The sequence below is a fragment of the Lentzea atacamensis genome, from assembly GCF_003269295.1.
In the GTDB taxonomy this organism is placed as follows: domain Bacteria; phylum Actinomycetota; class Actinomycetes; order Mycobacteriales; family Pseudonocardiaceae; genus Lentzea; species Lentzea atacamensis.
The window spans coordinates 1-16,050 of the sequence record NZ_QLTT01000002.1 but is presented as its reverse complement, the minus strand read 5'-3'; the positions used below and the strand labels follow the sequence as shown (position 1 = coordinate 16,050).

Below are 16,050 nucleotides of genomic sequence, written 5' to 3'. Positions count from 1 at the left end.
CGAATCCGCCGATCCCATGCCCGTGACTGCACCGGACGAAGAACGCCTCGACGACACGCAGCACCTCATCGACGAGGCCAAGCAGATCGCCCGCGAACTCCGCGAGGAAGTCCCGGACACCGAGGCCGAGCCGCCAGAAGAAGGCTCCCCGGCAAACTAGTGCCGTGACCGGCAACCTTCACCGCGTCTTCCGGCGCTCAGCAGGGCACCTCGTGACACCGGCCCCGCGCCCACAGCCAACCAGGATGAGGACGTGGGGCCGGTGCCACGATGCACCCGTCCGAACGTCGAAATACGGGGCAAAGGCTGCCGGTCACGGCACTAGAGCGACCAGGGCGGCGTGATCGTCGTCCCGTCGGCCAGCGTGCCCTTGATCCCCACCGAAGTGGCGACGAGGACCCGCGCCGGCCCGCCGGTCAGCGACAGCTCGGTGTTGGCGGGCACCACGATCACGTCACCGGGCCCGGCCGTCTGCTCCTGGATCGTCACCGACCCGGACAGCACGTAGAACACCTCCTCCTTCGAAGCGGAGTGCGGCGTCCCGTCGCCCCCGTCCGGCACATCGACCGTCCACAACGCGATCTCCGAGCTGCCCGTCGACGGCGCGGCCAACGGCCTGAACACGAACCCGCCGAACTCGTGCCGAGCAGCGGAATCCCCCGTGACCAGCAAGACAACCTCCAAAGTAGTCAACCAAGTTGTCTAACCCTAGAATAAGGTCAACCAGGTTGTCTACTAGGAGTGCGCAATGGAACCGGTGCCGATGCTGCTGGCCATGACGTACCGCGCCATGGGCGACCAGTTCCACGACCGTCTCGCGCAGATCGGCCTGGAGCCGCTCCGCCCCGCGCACGGCTACGTCTTCCGCTTCCTCAAAGCGAGGCGGGCGACGACGGTCGACATCGGACAGCACCTCGGTGTCACCAAGCAGGCCGCCGCCAAGATCGTGAACGAGCTCGACGAGTGGGGCTACGTCATCCGCGAACCGCACCCGACGGACAAGCGGGCGCAGTACGTCACGCTGACCACGAAGGGGCGTGACTACCTGAAGTTCGCCGACAACCTGTGGTCAGACCTGGAGAGTGAGATGGCGGAGGCCATCGGGCCCGACAGCCTCGCCACCATCAAGACCGGTCTCACCGCGTACCTGCAGCACGTCCACGGTGACGACCAGCCAGGACTTCGCCCCGTCTGGTGATCAGAACACCTGGACCAGCGCCACCACCGCGAACACCGAGAAGATCACCCCGGCCACCCGCTGGATCCAGTGCGTCGGCAGCCGCCCGGCAAGCTTCCGCCCCACCAGCACGGCCAGTGCGGCGACGGCGACCAGCGCCAGCCAAGCGCCGAGGCCGACCATCAACGGTGCCCCGTACCGAGCGGTGATCCCGGCCGTCGCCAGCTGTGAGGCATCGCCCCACTCCGCTGCGAACAGCACGCCGAACGACGTCAGCGCCGCCCGCCAGAACGGCACGTCAGCGCGCGTCCCAGCTTCGTCGGAAGAGTCGTCGTCACGCGAGAACCCCTCGCGCAACAGCAGGAACGCGCCCACGCCGAAGAGCAGGGCGACGACGCCGGACACCACGCGGTCCGGCAGCAACGTCAGCGCTGACCCGAAGGCCGCCGCCACCACGCTCTGCACGGCAAAGGCCGCCACGACGCCCGTGAACACCGGCCAGGCGCGGTAGCGCGTGGTCAGCACCAGGGTCGCGACCATGGTCTTGTCGGGAAGCTCGACGAGGAACACCACCGCGAAAGCGGTGATGAACGCGAGCATTGAGGTGGCCAAGAGGTCCTCCACGTCCGAATACGAGCCCGGACGGAGGCGCAACAGACCCCGACCGGGCATGCTGCAGCCCGGCCGGAGGTCTCGTTCGCCCGTACAAGACGGGTGTGGGACCGGATCTGCTCGAAGGCGGATCAGTATGTCGATCACCACGCCGGCGCTGACAGCTCGCCGGGAACTACTCCCCTCTGGCACCCAGCATCTTACCGAACGAATGTCACCCGACAGTGGTGACTTCGCGCACGGGACCTTGGTCCCGACTCCGGACAGGACCGTCGTACCTGATCGGGGCCATGATCCACACATACGCTCGTTGACGTGGACGTACTCGAACTCGCGCGGTGGCAGTTCGGCATCACCACCGTCTATCACTTCCTGATGGTGCCGTTGACGATCGGCTTGTCGCTGCTCGTCGCTGCGATGCAGACCGCGTGGGTGCGCACGGGCAACGAGCGCTACTACAAGATGACGAAGTTCTGGGGGAAGCTCCTCCTGATCAACTTCGCCATGGGTGTCGTCACGGGCATCGTGCAGGAGTTCCAGTTCGGCATGGCCTGGAGCGCCTACTCGCGGTTCGTGGGTGACGTGTTCGGCGCCCCGCTCGCGATGGAGGGGCTCGTCGCCTTCTTCGTCGAGTCGACGTTCCTCGGTCTGTGGATCTTCGGCTGGGACAAGCTGCCGAAGAAGGTCCACCTCGCCTGCGCCTGGGCTTTCTCGCTGGCCACGATGGCCAGCGCGTACTTCATCCTCGCCGCCAACTCGTGGATGCAGCACCCCGTCGGCATCGAGATGCACGAGGGTCGTCCTCGCCTCACCTCGATCTGGGCCGTGCTGACCAACAACACGGTGCTCGCGGCCTTCCCGCACACCATCGCCGGCGCGTTCGCGGTGGCTGGAGCGTTCCTCGTGGGCATCGCCGCCTGGCACCTCCACCGCAAGTCGCAGGACGAGGGCGTCTGGCGCAGCTCGCTCAAGCTCGGCACGTGGGTCGGTGTGGTCGCGTTCGCGGCGCTGAGCATCAGCGGTGACCTGCAGGGCAAGCTGATGTTCGAGCAGCAGCCGATGAAGATGGCCGCGGCGGAAGCACTGTGCCACACCGAACAGCCGGCCAGCTTCTCCATCTTCGCGATCGGCGACGTCAGCAGGCCCGACTGCGAGAACGTCAAGAGCATCACCGTGCCCGCACTGCTGAGCTTCTTGGCGCACAACGACTTCAGCAGCGAGGTCAAGGGCATCCAGGACCTCGTCCCGATGTACCAGGAGAAGTACGGGGAGTTCTACCCGGTCGACGAACGGCTGGGTGAGCTCAGCGGCAAGCCGATCGACTACGTGCCCGCGCTTCCCGTGACGTACTGGGGTTTCCGGTTGATGATCGGGTTCGGTGCCATCTCGGCCGGACTGGGCGTGTTCATGCTCTGGTTGACCCGCAGGAACCGGACGCCCACCGGCTGGTGGTTCCCGGCTCTCGGCCTCGCCGGCATCGCGACGCCCTTCCTGGCCAACAGCTTCGGCTGGATCTTCACGGAGATGGGGCGGCAGCCGTTCGTGGTCGTGCCGAACCCGACCGGTGTGGACGGTGTCTGGATGTTCACCGCGCAGGCGGTCAGCAACAGCGCCCCCGGCGAGATCCTGACCTCGCTCATCGCGCTCACCGCGGTCTACAGCGCGCTGGCGGTCGTGGAGTTCTACCTGATCCGCAAGTACGTCAGAGGCGGGATCCCCGGCGTACTGCCCCAGAAGACCGACGACGGCGCCCTGGCGTTCGCGTACTAGGGGAGAGGCGACGTGGAAACGCTCTGGTTCGTGCTCATCGCCGTGCTGTGGCTCGGCTACCTGTTCCTCGAAGGTTTCGACTTCGGCGTCGGCATGCTGCTGCCCGTCCTCGGGCGCGACAACGCCGAACGCCGGGTCATGATCAACACCATCGGGCCGGTCTGGGACGGCAACGAGGTGTGGCTCATCGTCGCGATCGGTGCCACGTTCGCGGCCTTCCCCGGCTGGTATGCGGCGCTGCTGAGCGCCGCGTACCTGCCACTAACGTTGTTCCTCGTCGCGTTGATCGGCCGCGGTGTCGCGTTCGACTACCGCGGCAAGGTCGAGTCGGTGCGTTGGCGCAAGGCCTGGGACACCGTGATCATCGTCGGCTCGTGGACCGCGACCCTCTGCGTCGGCCTGCTGATCTCGACGACGGTGCTGGGCCTGCCGATCGACGCGAACGGCGACCGCGTGGGCTCGGTCTTCGCGGCGATCCGGCTCGACACGGTCGTTGGCGCGCTTGCGTTCGCGGGCTACGCGTTGGTGCACGGCGCTGTCTTCACCGCGCTGAAGACCGAGGGCGAGATCCGCGAACGGGCACGCCGCGTCGCGCTGACGCTGGCGCCGGTGGCACTGCTGCCGCTGGTCGCGCTGCTCGCGATCGTCGCAGGCATGTGGGCCGGCGTGGTCGTGTTGGTTCTCGCCGCCGCGATGTGGCGGTTGCTCAAGAACCGCGACGGCCAGTCGTTCGCGTTGATGGGACTGGCGATCGCGGCGAGCGTCGCGATCCTGTTCGGCGCGCTCTACCCGAACGTCCTCCCGTCGACGCTGAACGACGCCTGGTCGCTCACGGTCGCCAACACCGCCTCCAGCCCGTACACACTGCAGGTGATCACCTGGGTCGCCGCGTTCGGCACGCCCGCCGTGCTCATCTACCAGGGCTGGACCTACTGGGTGTTCCGCAAGCGCATCGGCGTGCGGCACATCCCGGTGAACTGAGATGAACAGAGGCCCGCTGGGCGCACTGCCCCAGCTCTCGAAGAACGCCAGGCGCGCCCTCGTCGGGGTGGGCGCGCTGGCGTTCCTCAACGCCCTCGCGCTGGTCGCCCAGGCGGTCGCACTTGCCGGTGTGATCACCGGCAACACCGGTCTGCTGCCGCTTCTCGCCGTCGCGGTCGTCGCCCGTGCCGGCCTCTCCTGGGCCACGGAGTCGGCCGCTGCCCGCGCCGCCGCCGGTGCCAAGGAGGAGCTGCGCACCCAGCTGCTCGCCAAGTCGTTCGAGCGCGGGCCGGCGTGGATCGCCGAACGCGGCACGGCCGAGCTGTCGGTGCTCGCGACCAAGGGCCTGGACGCGCTCGACGCGTACTTCACCCGCTACCTGCCGGCGCTGGTCACCGCAGTGGTGGTGCCGCCGCTGGTCGGCGCGTGGATCCTCTTCACGGACTGGCCGTCGGCGATCCTGATCGCGGTCACCGTGCCGCTGATCCCGCTCTTCGCGGCGTTGATCGGCTGGTACACCGAGAAGCGCGTGCAGAAGGCCGCGGACGTCACCGAGCTCCTGTCGGCCCAGCTCCTCGAACTCCTCCGTGCGCTCCCGGCCCTGACGGTGTTCGGCCGCGCCAAGCAGCAGGCCACCGCCGTCCGGCAGATCGGCGAACAGCACCGCAAGGCGACGATGGGCACGCTCAAGATCGCGTTCCTGTCCGCCCTGGTGCTGGAGATCGCCGCCTCGCTGTCGGTGGCGCTGATCGCGGTCGGTGTCGGCGTCAGGCTGGTCCACGGCGACATGACCCTGATGACCGCACTGGTAGTGCTGATCCTGGCGCCCGAGTGCTATCTGCCGCTGCGGGCAGCGGGCGCCGCGCACCACGCCAGCGAGGACGGTCTGGAAGCCGTTCGCCGCGTCGCCGAGGTCGTCGACCACGAGCCCGGCACCCGGCCGGGCCTGCCCGGCGGGGCCGTCCACGTCGACAACCTGCGCGTGCTCCGGCGTGGTGGCTTCGCTCCCGACGGCCTCACCTTCGACGTGCGGCCGGGCGAGATCCACCGGCTCGAAGGTGCGAGCGGCGCGGGCAAGTCGACGACGTTCCAGGTGCTCCTCGGCTTCCTGGAGCCGACGGACGGCACCGCGTTCGTGGCCGGCGACATCGCCTACGTGCCGCAGAAGCCCGCGTTCGCCGCCGCCACGCCGCGCGCCGAGCTGGAACTGACCGTCCCCGGTGCCGAGGACATCGAGGAGGTCGCGCACGAGGTCGCGGCTGAACACCTCCTCGACCGCCGCATCACCGATCTCTCGACCGGTGAACGCCAACGCGTCGCAGTCGCGCGCGCCCTGCTGAGAGTGCGCCACGGCGCCACGGTGTTGTTGCTCGACGAGCCGACCGCGCACCTCGACCCGGTGACAAGTCGCAAAGTCGACAAAGCGATCAAGAGAGCAAGCGCCACGGCCGCTGTCGTCTTCGCCTCGCACCGCGACAAGGAGTCGGACGAGGACGAGACGATCGCCAAAATCGTCACCGATGAGACGCAGCAGGAACGTCCGAAGCGCCTCCCGATCCCGTGGAAGGGCGCAGGGCTCGGGGTGCTCGCCACGCTGGCCGGCATCGCGCTGACAGCACTGGCCGCGCACCTGATCTTCCGCGCGTCGGAGCAGCCACCGATCCTCACGCTGACGGTGCTGGTCGTCGGCGTGCGGACGTTCGCGCTGAGCAAGGGCGTGCTGCGCTACCTCGAACGCCTGGTCACGCACCACGAGGCGTTCAAGCTCGCCACCGACCTGCGTGCCGAGCTGTGGCTGCGGCTCGTCCGCACCCAGCGCCGTGACGGCCTGCAGCGGCTCGTCGAGGACACCGACACGGTTCGCGACCTGGTGCCGCGCGTCCTCGTGCCGCCGGTCGTGGCCATCGGTGCGGGCGTCGCGACCACGATCCTGTTCGTGTTCATCGACCCGGTTGCCGCTCTGACGCTCGGTGGCCTGCTGCTCGCGGCGGGTCTGGCCGCTCCTGCCGTCGCCGTCTGGACCGAACGCCGGGCCAGCACGAAGCTCGCCAGAGGTCGCCGCAAGATCGCCCGCGACACGATCAACGCACTCGCCGCCGCACCGGATCTCATCGCGCACGACGCCCACCACCGCCTGTTGGCGCAGCTCCACGCCGAGGACGTCGAGCTCGCGGGGGAGACCCGCAAGCAAGCGTTTGGCACGGGCGCTGCCACGGCGATCGTCCTGCTCGCGACCGGTGTGGCGGCCCTCGTCTGCGCCACGACCGGCAATCCGGTGCTGGGCCTGGTCCCGCTCGCCCTCGCCGAACCATTGGCGGCGTTGCCGCTGGCCGCTCAGCAGCGCAAGGCGTTGCAGGAGGCCAGCGCACGGCTCCAGTTCGACGCTCCAGAACGTCCGGAAGCTCCCAGGGGCAAGCGGGTCCGGCTGGAGAACGTCGACGTCCGCTGGCCCGGCGCGACCGAGCCGACGCTGAAGGACCTCCACCTCAACATCGAGCCCGGCACGCACGTCGCGATCGTCGGACCGTCGGGCAGCGGCAAGTCGACGCTGTTCGCGCTGCTGCTGGGCTTCCTGCCGCCGGAGCGCGGCATCGTCGAGCTGCCGCGCGCGACCTGGTGCCCGCAGGAGCCGATGCTGGTCAGCACGACGGTCCGGGAGAACCTGCGGATGTCGGGCCCGCACGACGACGAGGAGCTGCGGGAGGCGTTGCGCAAGGCCTGCCTGCCGGAGTGGGCGGACCGGCTGGACACGGTGATCCGTCCCGACCAGGTGTCGGGCGGCGAGGCGCAAAGGCTCGCGCTGGCCAGGGCGTTGCTGCACGACGCCGACGTGGTGCTGCTCGACGAACCCACCGCGCACCTCGACGAACCCACCGCGCGGAAGCTGTTGGAGCAGCTCAGGCAGGACAACCGGACGATCTTGCACATCACCCACCGCCCGGACGAGGCGGCTAGGGCGGACCTCGTGCTGGACCTCGGCACGCCCGCATACCGTTGAGGACCATGGATCCCTCCTTGGCGCGGCGCGTGCTCGTCGCGTCCACCGAGATCACGTCGGCGGCGCTGGAAGACCCGGAGAACGTGCTGAGGCTCGTGGTGGAGGCGGCCGCGGAGATCGCGGACGCCGACCTCGGCCTCGCCATGCTCGCCACGGCCGACGACGACGGCACCCTCACGGTCGAGGCGTCCAGCGGCGAACCGATCGTCGCCACGCTCAGCCCGCGCAGTGCCGCCGCGAAGGCAGCGCGCACGGGCGTTCCGGTGATGGCCGACGACGTGACGAGCGACCCGCGCACCGCTCCGTACGTGCCGCAGGCGTTGCGGAGCTACGGGCCGTTCGCGGTGGCGCCGTTCGGCACGTCGGACCGCAAGATCGGTGCGCTGGCCGTCTACCGCAGGCGCGACAAGCCGCCGTTCACACAGGAGACGGTGGACGTGCTGACGGCGTTCGCGGCTCAGGCGGGCCTCGCGGTCGTGCTCGCGGAAGGCTTCACGGCACGGCAGCGCGTCGCGGTCTACGAGGAGCGCGAACGCATCGCCCGCGACCTGCACGACGTGATCATCCAGCGCCTCTACGGCGCCGGCGTGCAGCTCAGCCTGCTGGAACGACGGCTGGGCAAGAAGCTCGACGCCTCGCAGCGCGCCAGGATCGAGGAGGCCGTGGAGCTGGTGGACGAGACGATCGCCGAGGTCCGTGCGACCGTCCGCAAGCTGCGCAACACCGACCCCGCCGGCTCCGCCGATCTGCTCGACTCGATCAACGCCGAGGTCCGCACGGCCGGTGAGCTCCTCGGATTTTCGCCGCGCCTGCACGTGGCCGGCGATCTGGCGAACGTGCCGCGCAAGCACGCCGACGACGCACGGGCGGCCTTGCGCGAGGCGTTGTCGAATGTCGTGCGGCACTCAGGAGCGACGCACGTGCAGATCGACGTACGGCGCGATGAGCGGCACCTGGTGCTGCGAGTCGCGGACAACGGGTGCGGCATCCCGTCCGGTGTGACTCAGCGCGGATTGCGGCATCTCGCCGAGCGGGCGAAGTCCGCGAGTGGCGATTTCCGGGTCGTGAGTTCGCCGAACGGGACGACGCTCACCTGGTCCGTCCCCGTTTAGCCACCCAGGCGGCGGCTTGCGTGCGCCGTTCCATGCCGAGTTTGGCGAGCACGGACGTCACGTAGTTCTTGACCGTCTTCTCCGCGAGGAAGAGACGTTCACCGATCTGGCGGTTTGTCAGACCCTCTCCGATGAGCTCCAGCACGCGCTGTTCCTGATCGGTGAGGCCGACCGGGGCCGGATTGCGCATCCGTTCGAGCACGCGCGCCGTCGTCGCGGGGTCCAGAAGGGACCGTCCAGCCGCGACCTCCCGCACGGCCGTGACGACGTCCTGGCCGCGAACCTGCTTGAGCAGATAGCCCGACGCCCCGGCCATGATGGCCCCGACCAGTGCCTCCTCGTCGTCGAAGGCGGTCAGCACGAGACAGCGGATGCCGAGATCCCGCAACGACCGGCACAGGTCGACGCCACTGCCGTCGGGCAGCTGAACGTCCACGACGGCCACATCGGGTGGTGTCTTCCCTGCCCGGGTCACCGCCTCGTCGACCGAGCCGGCCTCGGCGATGACGGAGATGTCCTCCTCGTCGTCCAGCATCTCGCGCAGTCCCCTGCGCACCACTTCGTGATCGTCAACCAACAGAACGCGCACTGGCACGAATCCACCGTACGTCGAATGGCTGTTCACGAGTACGCCTCGGATTGAGACAGTTCTTGGCATGGCAGAAGGCTCGGTACGACCGGTCGAGGAAGCAGATCGCATAGTTGTCGCCCGATTGGTACTGGAGCTATGGGGAGCACACACGGCCGTGGCGCACGGCGAGGTGTTCTTTCCCGCGAGTCTGCCGGGCTTCCTCGTGGAGAAGCAGGGGCACGTCCTGGGTCTGCTGACCTACGCGGTGGCGAACAACCAGCTGGAGATCGTGACGATTGACGCGCTGCGGCGGGGCCGCGGCGTCGGCACCGCGCTGGTCGACGCCGCGGTTCGCCAAGCGCGCACCCTCGGCTGCACTCGGGTGCGCCTCACGACGACGAACGACAACCTCGACGCGATCCGCTTCTATCAGCGGCGCGGGTTCAAGCTGTCGGCGTTGAGGCCGGACGCCGTGCGGGAAGCGCGCAAGCTCAAGCCGGAGATCCCCGCGGTTGGGGATTACGGCATCCCCATCACAGATGAGCTCGACCTGGAGCGATGGGTCGCCCCCAGGCAGTAGTCCACAGGTGTCCACACCCTTGTCCACAGGGTTGTGCACAAGTGCCGGTCACACGTGGAGCGGGTTGAACGCCTCGTCCCACGCGGCCGCGACCTGATGCGCGCACGTGGACGGCGCGACGCCTCCCACCCCGGTGCCGAGCCCCGGCATCGCGATGGTGCGGACGGCGTCGCGCACGAGCGTGCCGTCCTCCAGACGACCTTCGAGCCAGAGCCGCAGAACGGCCCGCGCGGCGAGGTACGGGTGGACGGTGTCGACCGGCAGCCGCTCACCGGGCAGCCGCATCGTCGGCGCGCTGATGAGCCACGCCGGCTCGGTTTCGCCCGTCGCCACGATCTGCGCCTCGCCCACCGGCAGCTCACCACCGTGCAGCGCGAGTACCGCACTGCGGACGTTGTTCTCGACGTGTGGGAACGCCGTGGCGTAGACGGCGTCGATGCCACCGCGCATCCAGCCCTGGGAGTTGGCCGGGCTGACGATGGCCTGCGCGTGGATGTCCAGCACGGACCCGCGATGCACCCGCACTCCGGTGCGTCCGTCCGCGACGGCGAGCCAAGCGTTCGCCATCGGTTCGTCGACCGCGCACAACACGAGTTCTGGCGCTAGAGCGGGCACGCCCCAAGCATTCCAGTTCGAACGGTCCTGACGGAACCCAGGTTTGGCCGCTGACACACGCGTGATGTGCGCCTCTAGGCTGACGCGATGCCGCGCATTGCGTACTTCGGACCACAAGGGACCTTCACCGAGCAGGCCGCGCTTCGCTTCGGCGCCGAACTCGTCCCGGTGGACACGATTCAGCTCGCCATCGCCTCGGTGCGCAAGGGCGAAACCGAGTTCGCGTGCGTGCCGATCGAGAACTCCGTCGAGGGCGCCGTGCCCGCGACCCTGGACGCCCTCGTGCGCGACGAGCCGGTCGTGGCGGTGGCCGAGACGGTGCTGGACGTCCGCTTCAGCGTCCTGGTCCGTCCGGGCACGACGGAGATCAAGACGATCGCGTCGCACCCGCACGCCCTGGCCCAGGTCCGCGAGTGGATCGCCGACTCGCTGCCCGGCGTCACCTCGATCGCCACGTCGTCCACCGCGGCCGCTGCGGCCGCCGTCGAACGCGGAGAGTTCGACGCCGCCGTGACCGCCCCCGTCGCCGTGCACCACTACAAGCTGGACGAGTACGCGACGGACGTGCTGGACGTGGCCGACGCACGCACCCGCTTCCTGCTGCTGCGCCGACCGGGCTCACTGCCTGAGCCGACCGGAGCAGACCGCACGAGCGTCGTCGTGACCACCCCGAACCGTGTGGGCGTGCTGTCGGAGCTGCTGACCGAGCTGGCGTTGCGTGGCATCAATCTCACCGGCCTCGAATCGCGCCCAACGAAGGGCAAACTGGGGGAGTACCGCTTCTACATCGACGTTGAGGGGCACATCGCAGAACCGAGGATCGGTGACGCGCTGGCCGCGCTGCACCGACACTCGCGCGAAATCAGGTTCCTCGGGTCCTTCCCGAAGGCCGACCACGAGCCCGTAGAGGCTCGCAACGACGAGTTCGCCGCAGCCGCCACCTGGGTCGATGCTGTCAGAAAGGGCGAACGCGGGTGAGGTTGCTGCTGGTCAGGCACGGTGAGACGGCGTCGAACATCGAACGCAAGCTAGACACGGCCATGCCAGGCCCTCCGCTCACCGAACTCGGCCACAAGCAGGCCCGCGAACTGGCCGACACCCTCGCCGGCGAAGAGATCGTCGCCGTCTACGCGAGCATCGGCCTGCGCGCCCAGCAGACCGCCCTCCCCACCGCCGAACGCTTCGGCCTGCCCGTGCAGATCCTGGACGGAATCCACGAGATCCAGGTCGGCTCGCTTGAGGGCCGCAACGACACCGAGGCTTACAAGACCTACCTGGACACCGTGATCCAGTGGGCCGAGGGTGCGCTGGACGTGCCGTTCCCCGGTGGCGGCGAGACCGGGCAGCAGGTGCTGGACCGGTTCCTCGGCGCCATCGAGACCATCCTCCAGGACGGCACGGTCATGGTCGTGACCCACGGCGGCGCCGGCCGGATGGGCGCGCTCGCGCTGGCGGACAACGTGCCGGTGGAGCTGGCCGAGAACCTGCTGCCGAACACCGGTGTCGTCGTGCTGGAGACCGAGGGCGACGGCTGGGTGTGCCGGTCGTGGGCGGGCGTGGAGGTCTAGCCCCAGCCCAGCTCGTGCAGCCGCGCGTCGTCCACCCCGAAGTGGTGCGCGATCTCGTGCACCACGGTGATGATCACTTCCTCCACGACGTCTTCCTCCGAGTCGCAGATGTCGAGGATCGCTTCGCGGTAGATGAAGATGTGGTCCGGCAGCGAGCCGCCGTAGTCCGTGTTGCGCTCGGTCAGCGCGATCCCCTGGTACAGCCCGAGCAGTGACGGCTCGTCCGGGTTGCGGTCCTCGACCAACACCACCACGTTGTTCATCGCGTGCGTGAACTCGGGCGGGACCAGATCCAGGGCCTCCTCGACCAGCTCGTCGAAGCGCGCCCTGGTCATCTCGACGGTCATCGGTTCTCGCTGGTGGTGGTGGGCGCGCTCGACGACGGCTTGTCGGGCTTGCCCGAGTCGGAGGGCTTGCCCGACTCCGACGGCGACTTGCCGGACTCCGAGTGCAGCGGGGCGCCGGTGGGCTCGTCCTGGGGCCTCACCGAGGTGGTCTGGGGCGGGTTCGCCGTGGTCAGCGGGGCGCCGTTGGGGTTGCGGACGCTGTCCTTCCACGCCACCAGGTTGTTGCCCTGGGGGACGGCGCCGATCTTGCAGTTGGCCTTGCGGGAGCCGACGGCCCAGCTCTTCTCGGAGCGGGTGTCCCAGGTGACGAGCAGGCCCTTGGCCTTCAGGTCGGCGCCGCCGGTGTACTCGGCGGCGATGGCCGCGCACTTCTCCGACATGATCGCATCCTGCTTGTCGATCGCCAGGAACTCGCCCTCGGGGTGCTGGACGACGCCGACGATCTCGAACGCGTGCGGCTGGGCGCACTCCACCGGGTCGCCGACCGTGTTGCCCTCGCCGAGGGCAAGGCAGATGCCGGGGTCGTAGACGTTCGACTGGTCCTGGGTCCTGGCGCTGCCGTACGACGGCAGGGCAGCCCCGGAGGGCGCGGTGACCTGCAGGCCGCAGCGGATCTGGCGGTAGCCGTCCGACCAGCGCTTCTCGTCCGGGTTCAGCGTGCTGACGCCGTACTTGCCCTCCGGGTCGAGCTTGCCGGCCATGTACGTGGTGGCCGCCTGCGCGCAGTGCTCCTGCGAGATCTTCTCCCAGGCCTCGGCGTTCGGGAACGGCGCTTCCTTGGGGTACGCGGCGGTGATGTCCGCGGTGCCGGTGACCTCGAAGCGGTGGGCGGCGCCGCAGTCGACCTTCTGCGCGTCGGAGAGGTCCTTGCGCTCCCAGTTCAGGCACTCGCCCACGTTCGCCTGGTAAGCCGCGTTGACGAGCTCACGCTTGGTGCTGAGCGGGCCTCCTGCCAGCACGGACGTGAACGCGGACAACATCAACAGGGCGAACGCGCCGACGAATGCGCCAACCATCACAAGCCGCGTGTCGCGGATGTGACCTGATCGACTCAACCAACCGGCGCTCGGAGACATCTCATCCATGATGCCCGTGCTGTGTGAGACGGCTGTTCGCCGGGTTGGGTGGAGTGTTGCTATTAGGACACTCGTCACTCAATCGGCCGTCGTTCAGCCGAATCGCTCGGTACCTTGCCCGCGGGAGTGGTGATGACTGACAACAACGTGCCAGGACCTGGCCAGCCGACGCCCCAACCTGGGCGACCGTCGGGACCGCACGGCCAGCCGCAACAGCCGTACCAGCAGCTGCCTCCGCAGGTGCCGGTACCGCAGCCAGGGCCCCACCAGCCGGGCCCGCCGCCCGTGCCGGCGAAGGGCAAGGGCAGCGTGCGCCAGCAGCAGGCCGGCCTGACGCAGCCTCGGCAGCCGACGGTCGCCGAGCAGCGCGCTCGTGCCGCCGCGTTGAAGGCGCAGCAGGAGCGGTTCGCCGCCGAGTCCGCCGCGTTCGAGAAGCGCCGCAAGACGCGCAAACGCCTGCTCATCGGTGGCGGTGTCACCGTGGGCGTCGTCGCGCTGGTGGCGATCTGGTACGCGGCCGCGAGCCCGAAGAACGTCACAGCGCAGTGCACGGACCAGAACAACGTCATCGTCGACGACGACTACTGCGACGACACCTACTACCGCAGCCACGGCGGGTACAGCAGCGGCGGCTTCATCTACATCGGCAGCAACTCGTACCGCTACAACTACGGCGGCTCGGGCGCGGTCGGTCAGAAGGTGAGCGGCGGCAGCTACACGATTCCCAAGGGCGCCAACGTCACCACGAAGTCGGGCACGTCCATCCAGCGCGGCGGGTTCGGCATCAGCAGCGGCTCGAAGAGCAGCGGAGGCTGAGCAGTTGCGGCGTGAAACCTCGCAACCGCGGCCGAACTGGCAGCGCACGGTCTCTGACCAGGGATTGGTCTTCGGCCTGCCCGCGAAGTACGCGAACGGCGCCGACCGCCCCTACTGGGACGAGTCGGTGCACTACGTGTTCGAGATGAGCGAGATCCTCTCGCTCGAAGCCGATGTCGAGCTCCTCCACTCCATGTGCCTCGACGCGGTGGACAACGTGGTGATCACCGAGCGGTACCGCGACTTCGGCATCCCCGAGTGGGTGTGGCCGCACATCGCCGAGTCGTGGCGCCGCCGCGACCCGAACGTCTACGGCCGCTTCGACCTGCGTTACGACGGGTCCGGCCCGGCGAAGCTGCTCGAGTACAACGCGGACACCCCCACGTCACTGCTGGAGGCCGCGTACATCCAGTGGTACTGGAAGACCGACGTCTTCCCGGACGACGACCAGTGGAACTCGCTGCACGAGCGCCTGGTCGAGCGCTGGACCGAGATCGGCGCCAAGCTGCCCTCCGGTGAGCTGCACTTCAGCTGGTCGAGCGCCGACCCGTCCGGCGAGGACCACCTCACCGCCGCCTGCCTGCAGGAGACCGCGGCGGAGGCCGGCCTGAACACGGTCGGCATCTCGATGGAGGACATCGGCTGGGACACCCTGCTCAACCGGTTCGTCGACCTCGAAGAGGTCCCGATGAACACGGTGTTCAAGCTCTACCCGTGGGAGTGGGTGGTCGAGGAGCAGTTCGGCCGCCACGCCGTCGAGTCGCTGCCGGGCACCCTGTGGATCGAGCCGCTGTGGAAGATGCTGCTCTCCAACAAGGCGCTGCTCGCGATCCTGTGGGAGATGTACCCGGGCCACCCCAACCTGCTCCCGGCCTACCTGAACGACCCCGGCATGCTCACCGAGTACGTGCGCAAGCCCCTGCTCGGCCGTGAGGGGTCGAACATCCAGATCGTCGCCCCCGGCTACGAAACGCAGACCGGTGGCGTGTACGGCAAAGAGGGTTTCGTGTACCAGCTGTTCGATCCGCTTCCGGACTTCGACGGCTACCGCCCCGCGTTGGGCGCCTGGGTCGTCGGCGACACGTCCGCCGGCCTCGGCATCCGGGAAACAGTCGGCCTCGTGACCGACGATGGCGCGGCGTTCGTGCCGCATCGAATTGTTGAGTAAGACTCCGAAAGGGAACAGCAAATGATGTACAACCTCGCGTTGGACCCCGGCTTCGGTTCAGCCATCGGCCGGGGCATCGGCGCGATCGCGCTGTACGCCGTCGTCGGTCTGGTCCTCATGGTCTTCGGCTTCTACGCGATCGACTGGACGACGCCGGGCAAGCTGTCCGCCCTCGTCCGCAACGGCGCCCCGAACGCCGTCATCGTGACCGCCTCCGGCCTCGTCTCGATGGCGCTGATCGTCGTCGTCGCCATCTACAGCTCGGCGGGCAAGCTCGACGAGGGCCTGCTCTCCTCCCTGATCTACGGCCTGCTCGGCATCATCGTGCAGGTGGCGGCCGTGCGGCTGCTGGAGTGGGTGACCCGCCTGGACATCGGCGCGCTGATCGAGTCGGACCGCTTCGCCCCGGCCTCGGTCGTCGTCGCCTCCGCGCACGTGGCCCTCGGCCTCGTGGTGGCCGTCGCGATCATCTAGTCCTCGGTAACAGGAAGGGTGTCCAGACGGTCGTCTCGACCCGTCCGGACACCCTTCTTCAGTACTCGTAGCTTCCGCTGATCAGTTGAAGCTTGTTGGTTAGCTGATGGTGGTGGTGCCGATGTTGTACCAGCCTTTCCAGCCGTTGGTGGTGTCGCTGATGTAGGCGTAGGCGGCGTAGCCGC

Annotated in this window: 18 protein-coding genes; 12 read left to right on the top strand and 6 right to left on the bottom strand. The window is 68.6% G+C overall.

Translation table 11 applies throughout. The annotated features are described in order from the left end of the window. Nucleotides 1-22: 22 nt before the first annotated feature. Entirely contained in the window at nt 23-160 is a 138-nt protein-coding gene (locus tag C8D87_RS45775) for a hypothetical protein (RefSeq protein WP_170154706.1), read from the top strand. A gap of 161 nt (nt 161-321) precedes the next feature. Here C8D87_RS45775 and C8D87_RS08815 read toward each other — a convergent pair whose 3' ends face one another. After that, nucleotides 322-672 carry a cupin domain-containing protein gene (locus C8D87_RS08815; RefSeq protein WP_112226365.1) on the bottom strand — a complete coding sequence of 117 codons (351 nt, stop codon included), beginning with the start codon at nt 670-672 and terminating at the stop codon, nt 322-324. 76 nt (nt 673-748) lie between these two features. On the opposite strand from C8D87_RS08815, the gene C8D87_RS08810 reads away from it, so the two are divergent. After that, on the top strand, nt 749-1,198 hold the full coding sequence (locus tag C8D87_RS08810; protein WP_211337124.1) for a MarR family winged helix-turn-helix transcriptional regulator: 450 nt from the start codon (nt 749-751) through the stop codon (nt 1,196-1,198). On the opposite strand, the gene C8D87_RS08805 is transcribed toward C8D87_RS08810, so the two are convergent. After that, the gene (locus C8D87_RS08805) at nt 1,199-1,777 is read right to left on the bottom strand and encodes a TMEM165/GDT1 family protein (protein ID WP_109630451.1); all 579 of its coding nucleotides are present in this window, start codon (nt 1,775-1,777) and stop codon (nt 1,199-1,201) included. 327 nt (nt 1,778-2,104) lie between these two features. Between C8D87_RS08805 and C8D87_RS08800 the strand changes: the two genes are divergently transcribed. Genes C8D87_RS08800 through C8D87_RS08785 form a run of 4 tightly spaced genes read left to right on the top strand, consistent with a single transcriptional unit; the run spans nt 2,105 to nt 8,650 of the window. Continuing rightward, nucleotides 2,105-3,559, top strand: a complete 1,455-nt coding sequence (locus C8D87_RS08800) for a cytochrome ubiquinol oxidase subunit I (protein ID WP_109630454.1) — start codon at nt 2,105-2,107, stop codon at nt 3,557-3,559. Between the two features lie 12 nt (nt 3,560-3,571). After that, entirely contained in the window at nt 3,572-4,540 is a 969-nt protein-coding gene (gene cydB / locus C8D87_RS08795) for a cytochrome d ubiquinol oxidase subunit II (protein WP_109630457.1), read from the top strand. A gap of 1 nt (nt 4,541) precedes the next feature. Next, on the top strand, nt 4,542-7,538 hold the full coding sequence (cydD, locus tag C8D87_RS08790; protein ID WP_112226364.1) for a thiol reductant ABC exporter subunit CydD: 2,997 nt from the start codon (nt 4,542-4,544) through the stop codon (nt 7,536-7,538). 5 nt (nt 7,539-7,543) lie between these two features. Next, complete coding sequence (locus C8D87_RS08785; RefSeq protein WP_112226363.1) at nt 7,544-8,650, top strand: GAF domain-containing sensor histidine kinase; 1,107 nt, start codon at nt 7,544-7,546, stop codon at nt 8,648-8,650. Here the strand turns inward: C8D87_RS08785 and C8D87_RS08780 are convergent. Then, nucleotides 8,628-9,245 (bottom strand): response regulator, encoded by a 618-nt coding sequence (locus C8D87_RS08780; RefSeq protein ID WP_267899846.1) that lies wholly within the window; start codon nt 9,243-9,245, stop codon nt 8,628-8,630. The genes C8D87_RS08785 and C8D87_RS08780 overlap by 23 nt on opposite strands. Before the next feature lie 151 nt (nt 9,246-9,396). On the opposite strand from C8D87_RS08780, the gene C8D87_RS08775 reads away from it, so the two are divergent. Further along, complete coding sequence (locus C8D87_RS08775; RefSeq protein ID WP_233439133.1) at nt 9,397-9,801, top strand: GNAT family N-acetyltransferase; 405 nt, start codon at nt 9,397-9,399, stop codon at nt 9,799-9,801. 48 nt (nt 9,802-9,849) lie between these two features. Here C8D87_RS08775 and C8D87_RS08770 read toward each other — a convergent pair whose 3' ends face one another. Further along, nucleotides 9,850-10,368, bottom strand: coding sequence for a macro domain-containing protein (locus tag C8D87_RS08770; protein ID WP_109633007.1), 519 nt, complete (start codon nt 10,366-10,368; stop codon nt 9,850-9,852). 135 nt (nt 10,369-10,503) lie between these two features. On the opposite strand from C8D87_RS08770, the gene pheA reads away from it, so the two are divergent. Both pheA and C8D87_RS08760 read left to right on the top strand, forming a co-directional pair. Next, on the top strand, nt 10,504-11,394 hold the full coding sequence (gene pheA, locus C8D87_RS08765; protein ID WP_112226362.1) for a prephenate dehydratase: 891 nt from the start codon (nt 10,504-10,506) through the stop codon (nt 11,392-11,394). Continuing rightward, nucleotides 11,391-11,984 carry a histidine phosphatase family protein gene (locus C8D87_RS08760; protein WP_112226361.1) on the top strand — a complete coding sequence of 198 codons (594 nt, stop codon included), beginning with the start codon at nt 11,391-11,393 and terminating at the stop codon, nt 11,982-11,984. The genes pheA and C8D87_RS08760 overlap by 4 nt, the downstream gene beginning before the upstream one ends. Here C8D87_RS08760 and C8D87_RS08755 read toward each other — a convergent pair. Both C8D87_RS08755 and C8D87_RS08750 read right to left on the bottom strand, forming a co-directional pair. Then, nucleotides 11,981-12,331, bottom strand: a complete 351-nt coding sequence (locus C8D87_RS08755) for a metallopeptidase family protein (RefSeq protein WP_112226360.1) — start codon at nt 12,329-12,331, stop codon at nt 11,981-11,983. The genes C8D87_RS08760 and C8D87_RS08755 overlap by 4 nt on opposite strands. Then, nucleotides 12,328-13,347, bottom strand: a complete 1,020-nt coding sequence (locus tag C8D87_RS08750; RefSeq protein WP_112226991.1) for a septum formation family protein — start codon at nt 13,345-13,347, stop codon at nt 12,328-12,330. Before C8D87_RS08750 ends, C8D87_RS08755 begins: the two co-directional genes overlap by 4 nt. A gap of 192 nt (nt 13,348-13,539) precedes the next feature. Here C8D87_RS08750 and C8D87_RS08745 point away from each other — a divergent pair, with 192 nt between their 5' ends. From C8D87_RS08745 to C8D87_RS08735, 3 genes are read left to right on the top strand one after another with little or no spacing between them, the layout of a single operon-like run. Next, nucleotides 13,540-14,223, top strand: a complete 684-nt coding sequence (locus C8D87_RS08745; RefSeq protein WP_325049642.1) for a hypothetical protein — start codon at nt 13,540-13,542, stop codon at nt 14,221-14,223. Between the two features lie 4 nt (nt 14,224-14,227). Then, entirely contained in the window at nt 14,228-15,391 is a 1,164-nt protein-coding gene (locus tag C8D87_RS08740) for a glutathionylspermidine synthase family protein (RefSeq protein WP_112226358.1), read from the top strand. Nucleotides 15,392-15,412: 21 nt separating this feature from the next. After that, a complete protein-coding gene (locus C8D87_RS08735) occupies nt 15,413-15,865 on the top strand; it encodes a DUF350 domain-containing protein (protein WP_109630489.1) in 453 nt (150 codons plus the stop codon). Nucleotides 15,866-16,050 lie beyond the last annotated feature (185 nt).

What these genes read in the sequence shown, in the direction of transcription:
- C8D87_RS08810 (WP_211337124.1), top strand. Translation starts at nt 749, where the DNA reads ATGGAACCGGTGCCGATGCTGCTGGCCATGACGTACCGCGCCATGGGC.
- C8D87_RS08805 (WP_109630451.1), bottom strand. Translation starts at nt 1,777, where the DNA reads ATGCTCGCGTTCATCACCGCTTTCGCGGTGGTGTTCCTCGTCGAGCTT.
- cydD (WP_112226364.1), top strand. Translation starts at nt 4,542, where the DNA reads ATGAACAGAGGCCCGCTGGGCGCACTGCCCCAGCTCTCGAAGAACGCC.
- C8D87_RS08785 (WP_112226363.1), top strand. Translation starts at nt 7,544, where the DNA reads ATGGATCCCTCCTTGGCGCGGCGCGTGCTCGTCGCGTCCACCGAGATC.
- C8D87_RS08770 (WP_109633007.1), bottom strand. Translation starts at nt 10,368, where the DNA reads ATGGCGAACGCTTGGCTCGCCGTCGCGGACGGACGCACCGGAGTGCGG.
- pheA (WP_112226362.1), top strand. Translation starts at nt 10,504, where the DNA reads ATGCCGCGCATTGCGTACTTCGGACCACAAGGGACCTTCACCGAGCAG.
- C8D87_RS08755 (WP_112226360.1), bottom strand. Translation starts at nt 12,331, where the DNA reads ATGACCGTCGAGATGACCAGGGCGCGCTTCGACGAGCTGGTCGAGGAG.
- C8D87_RS08750 (WP_112226991.1), bottom strand. Translation starts at nt 13,347, where the DNA reads ATGGTTGGCGCATTCGTCGGCGCGTTCGCCCTGTTGATGTTGTCCGCG.
- C8D87_RS08745 (WP_325049642.1), top strand. Translation starts at nt 13,540, where the DNA reads ATGACTGACAACAACGTGCCAGGACCTGGCCAGCCGACGCCCCAACCT.
- C8D87_RS08735 (WP_109630489.1), top strand. Translation starts at nt 15,413, where the DNA reads ATGATGTACAACCTCGCGTTGGACCCCGGCTTCGGTTCAGCCATCGGC.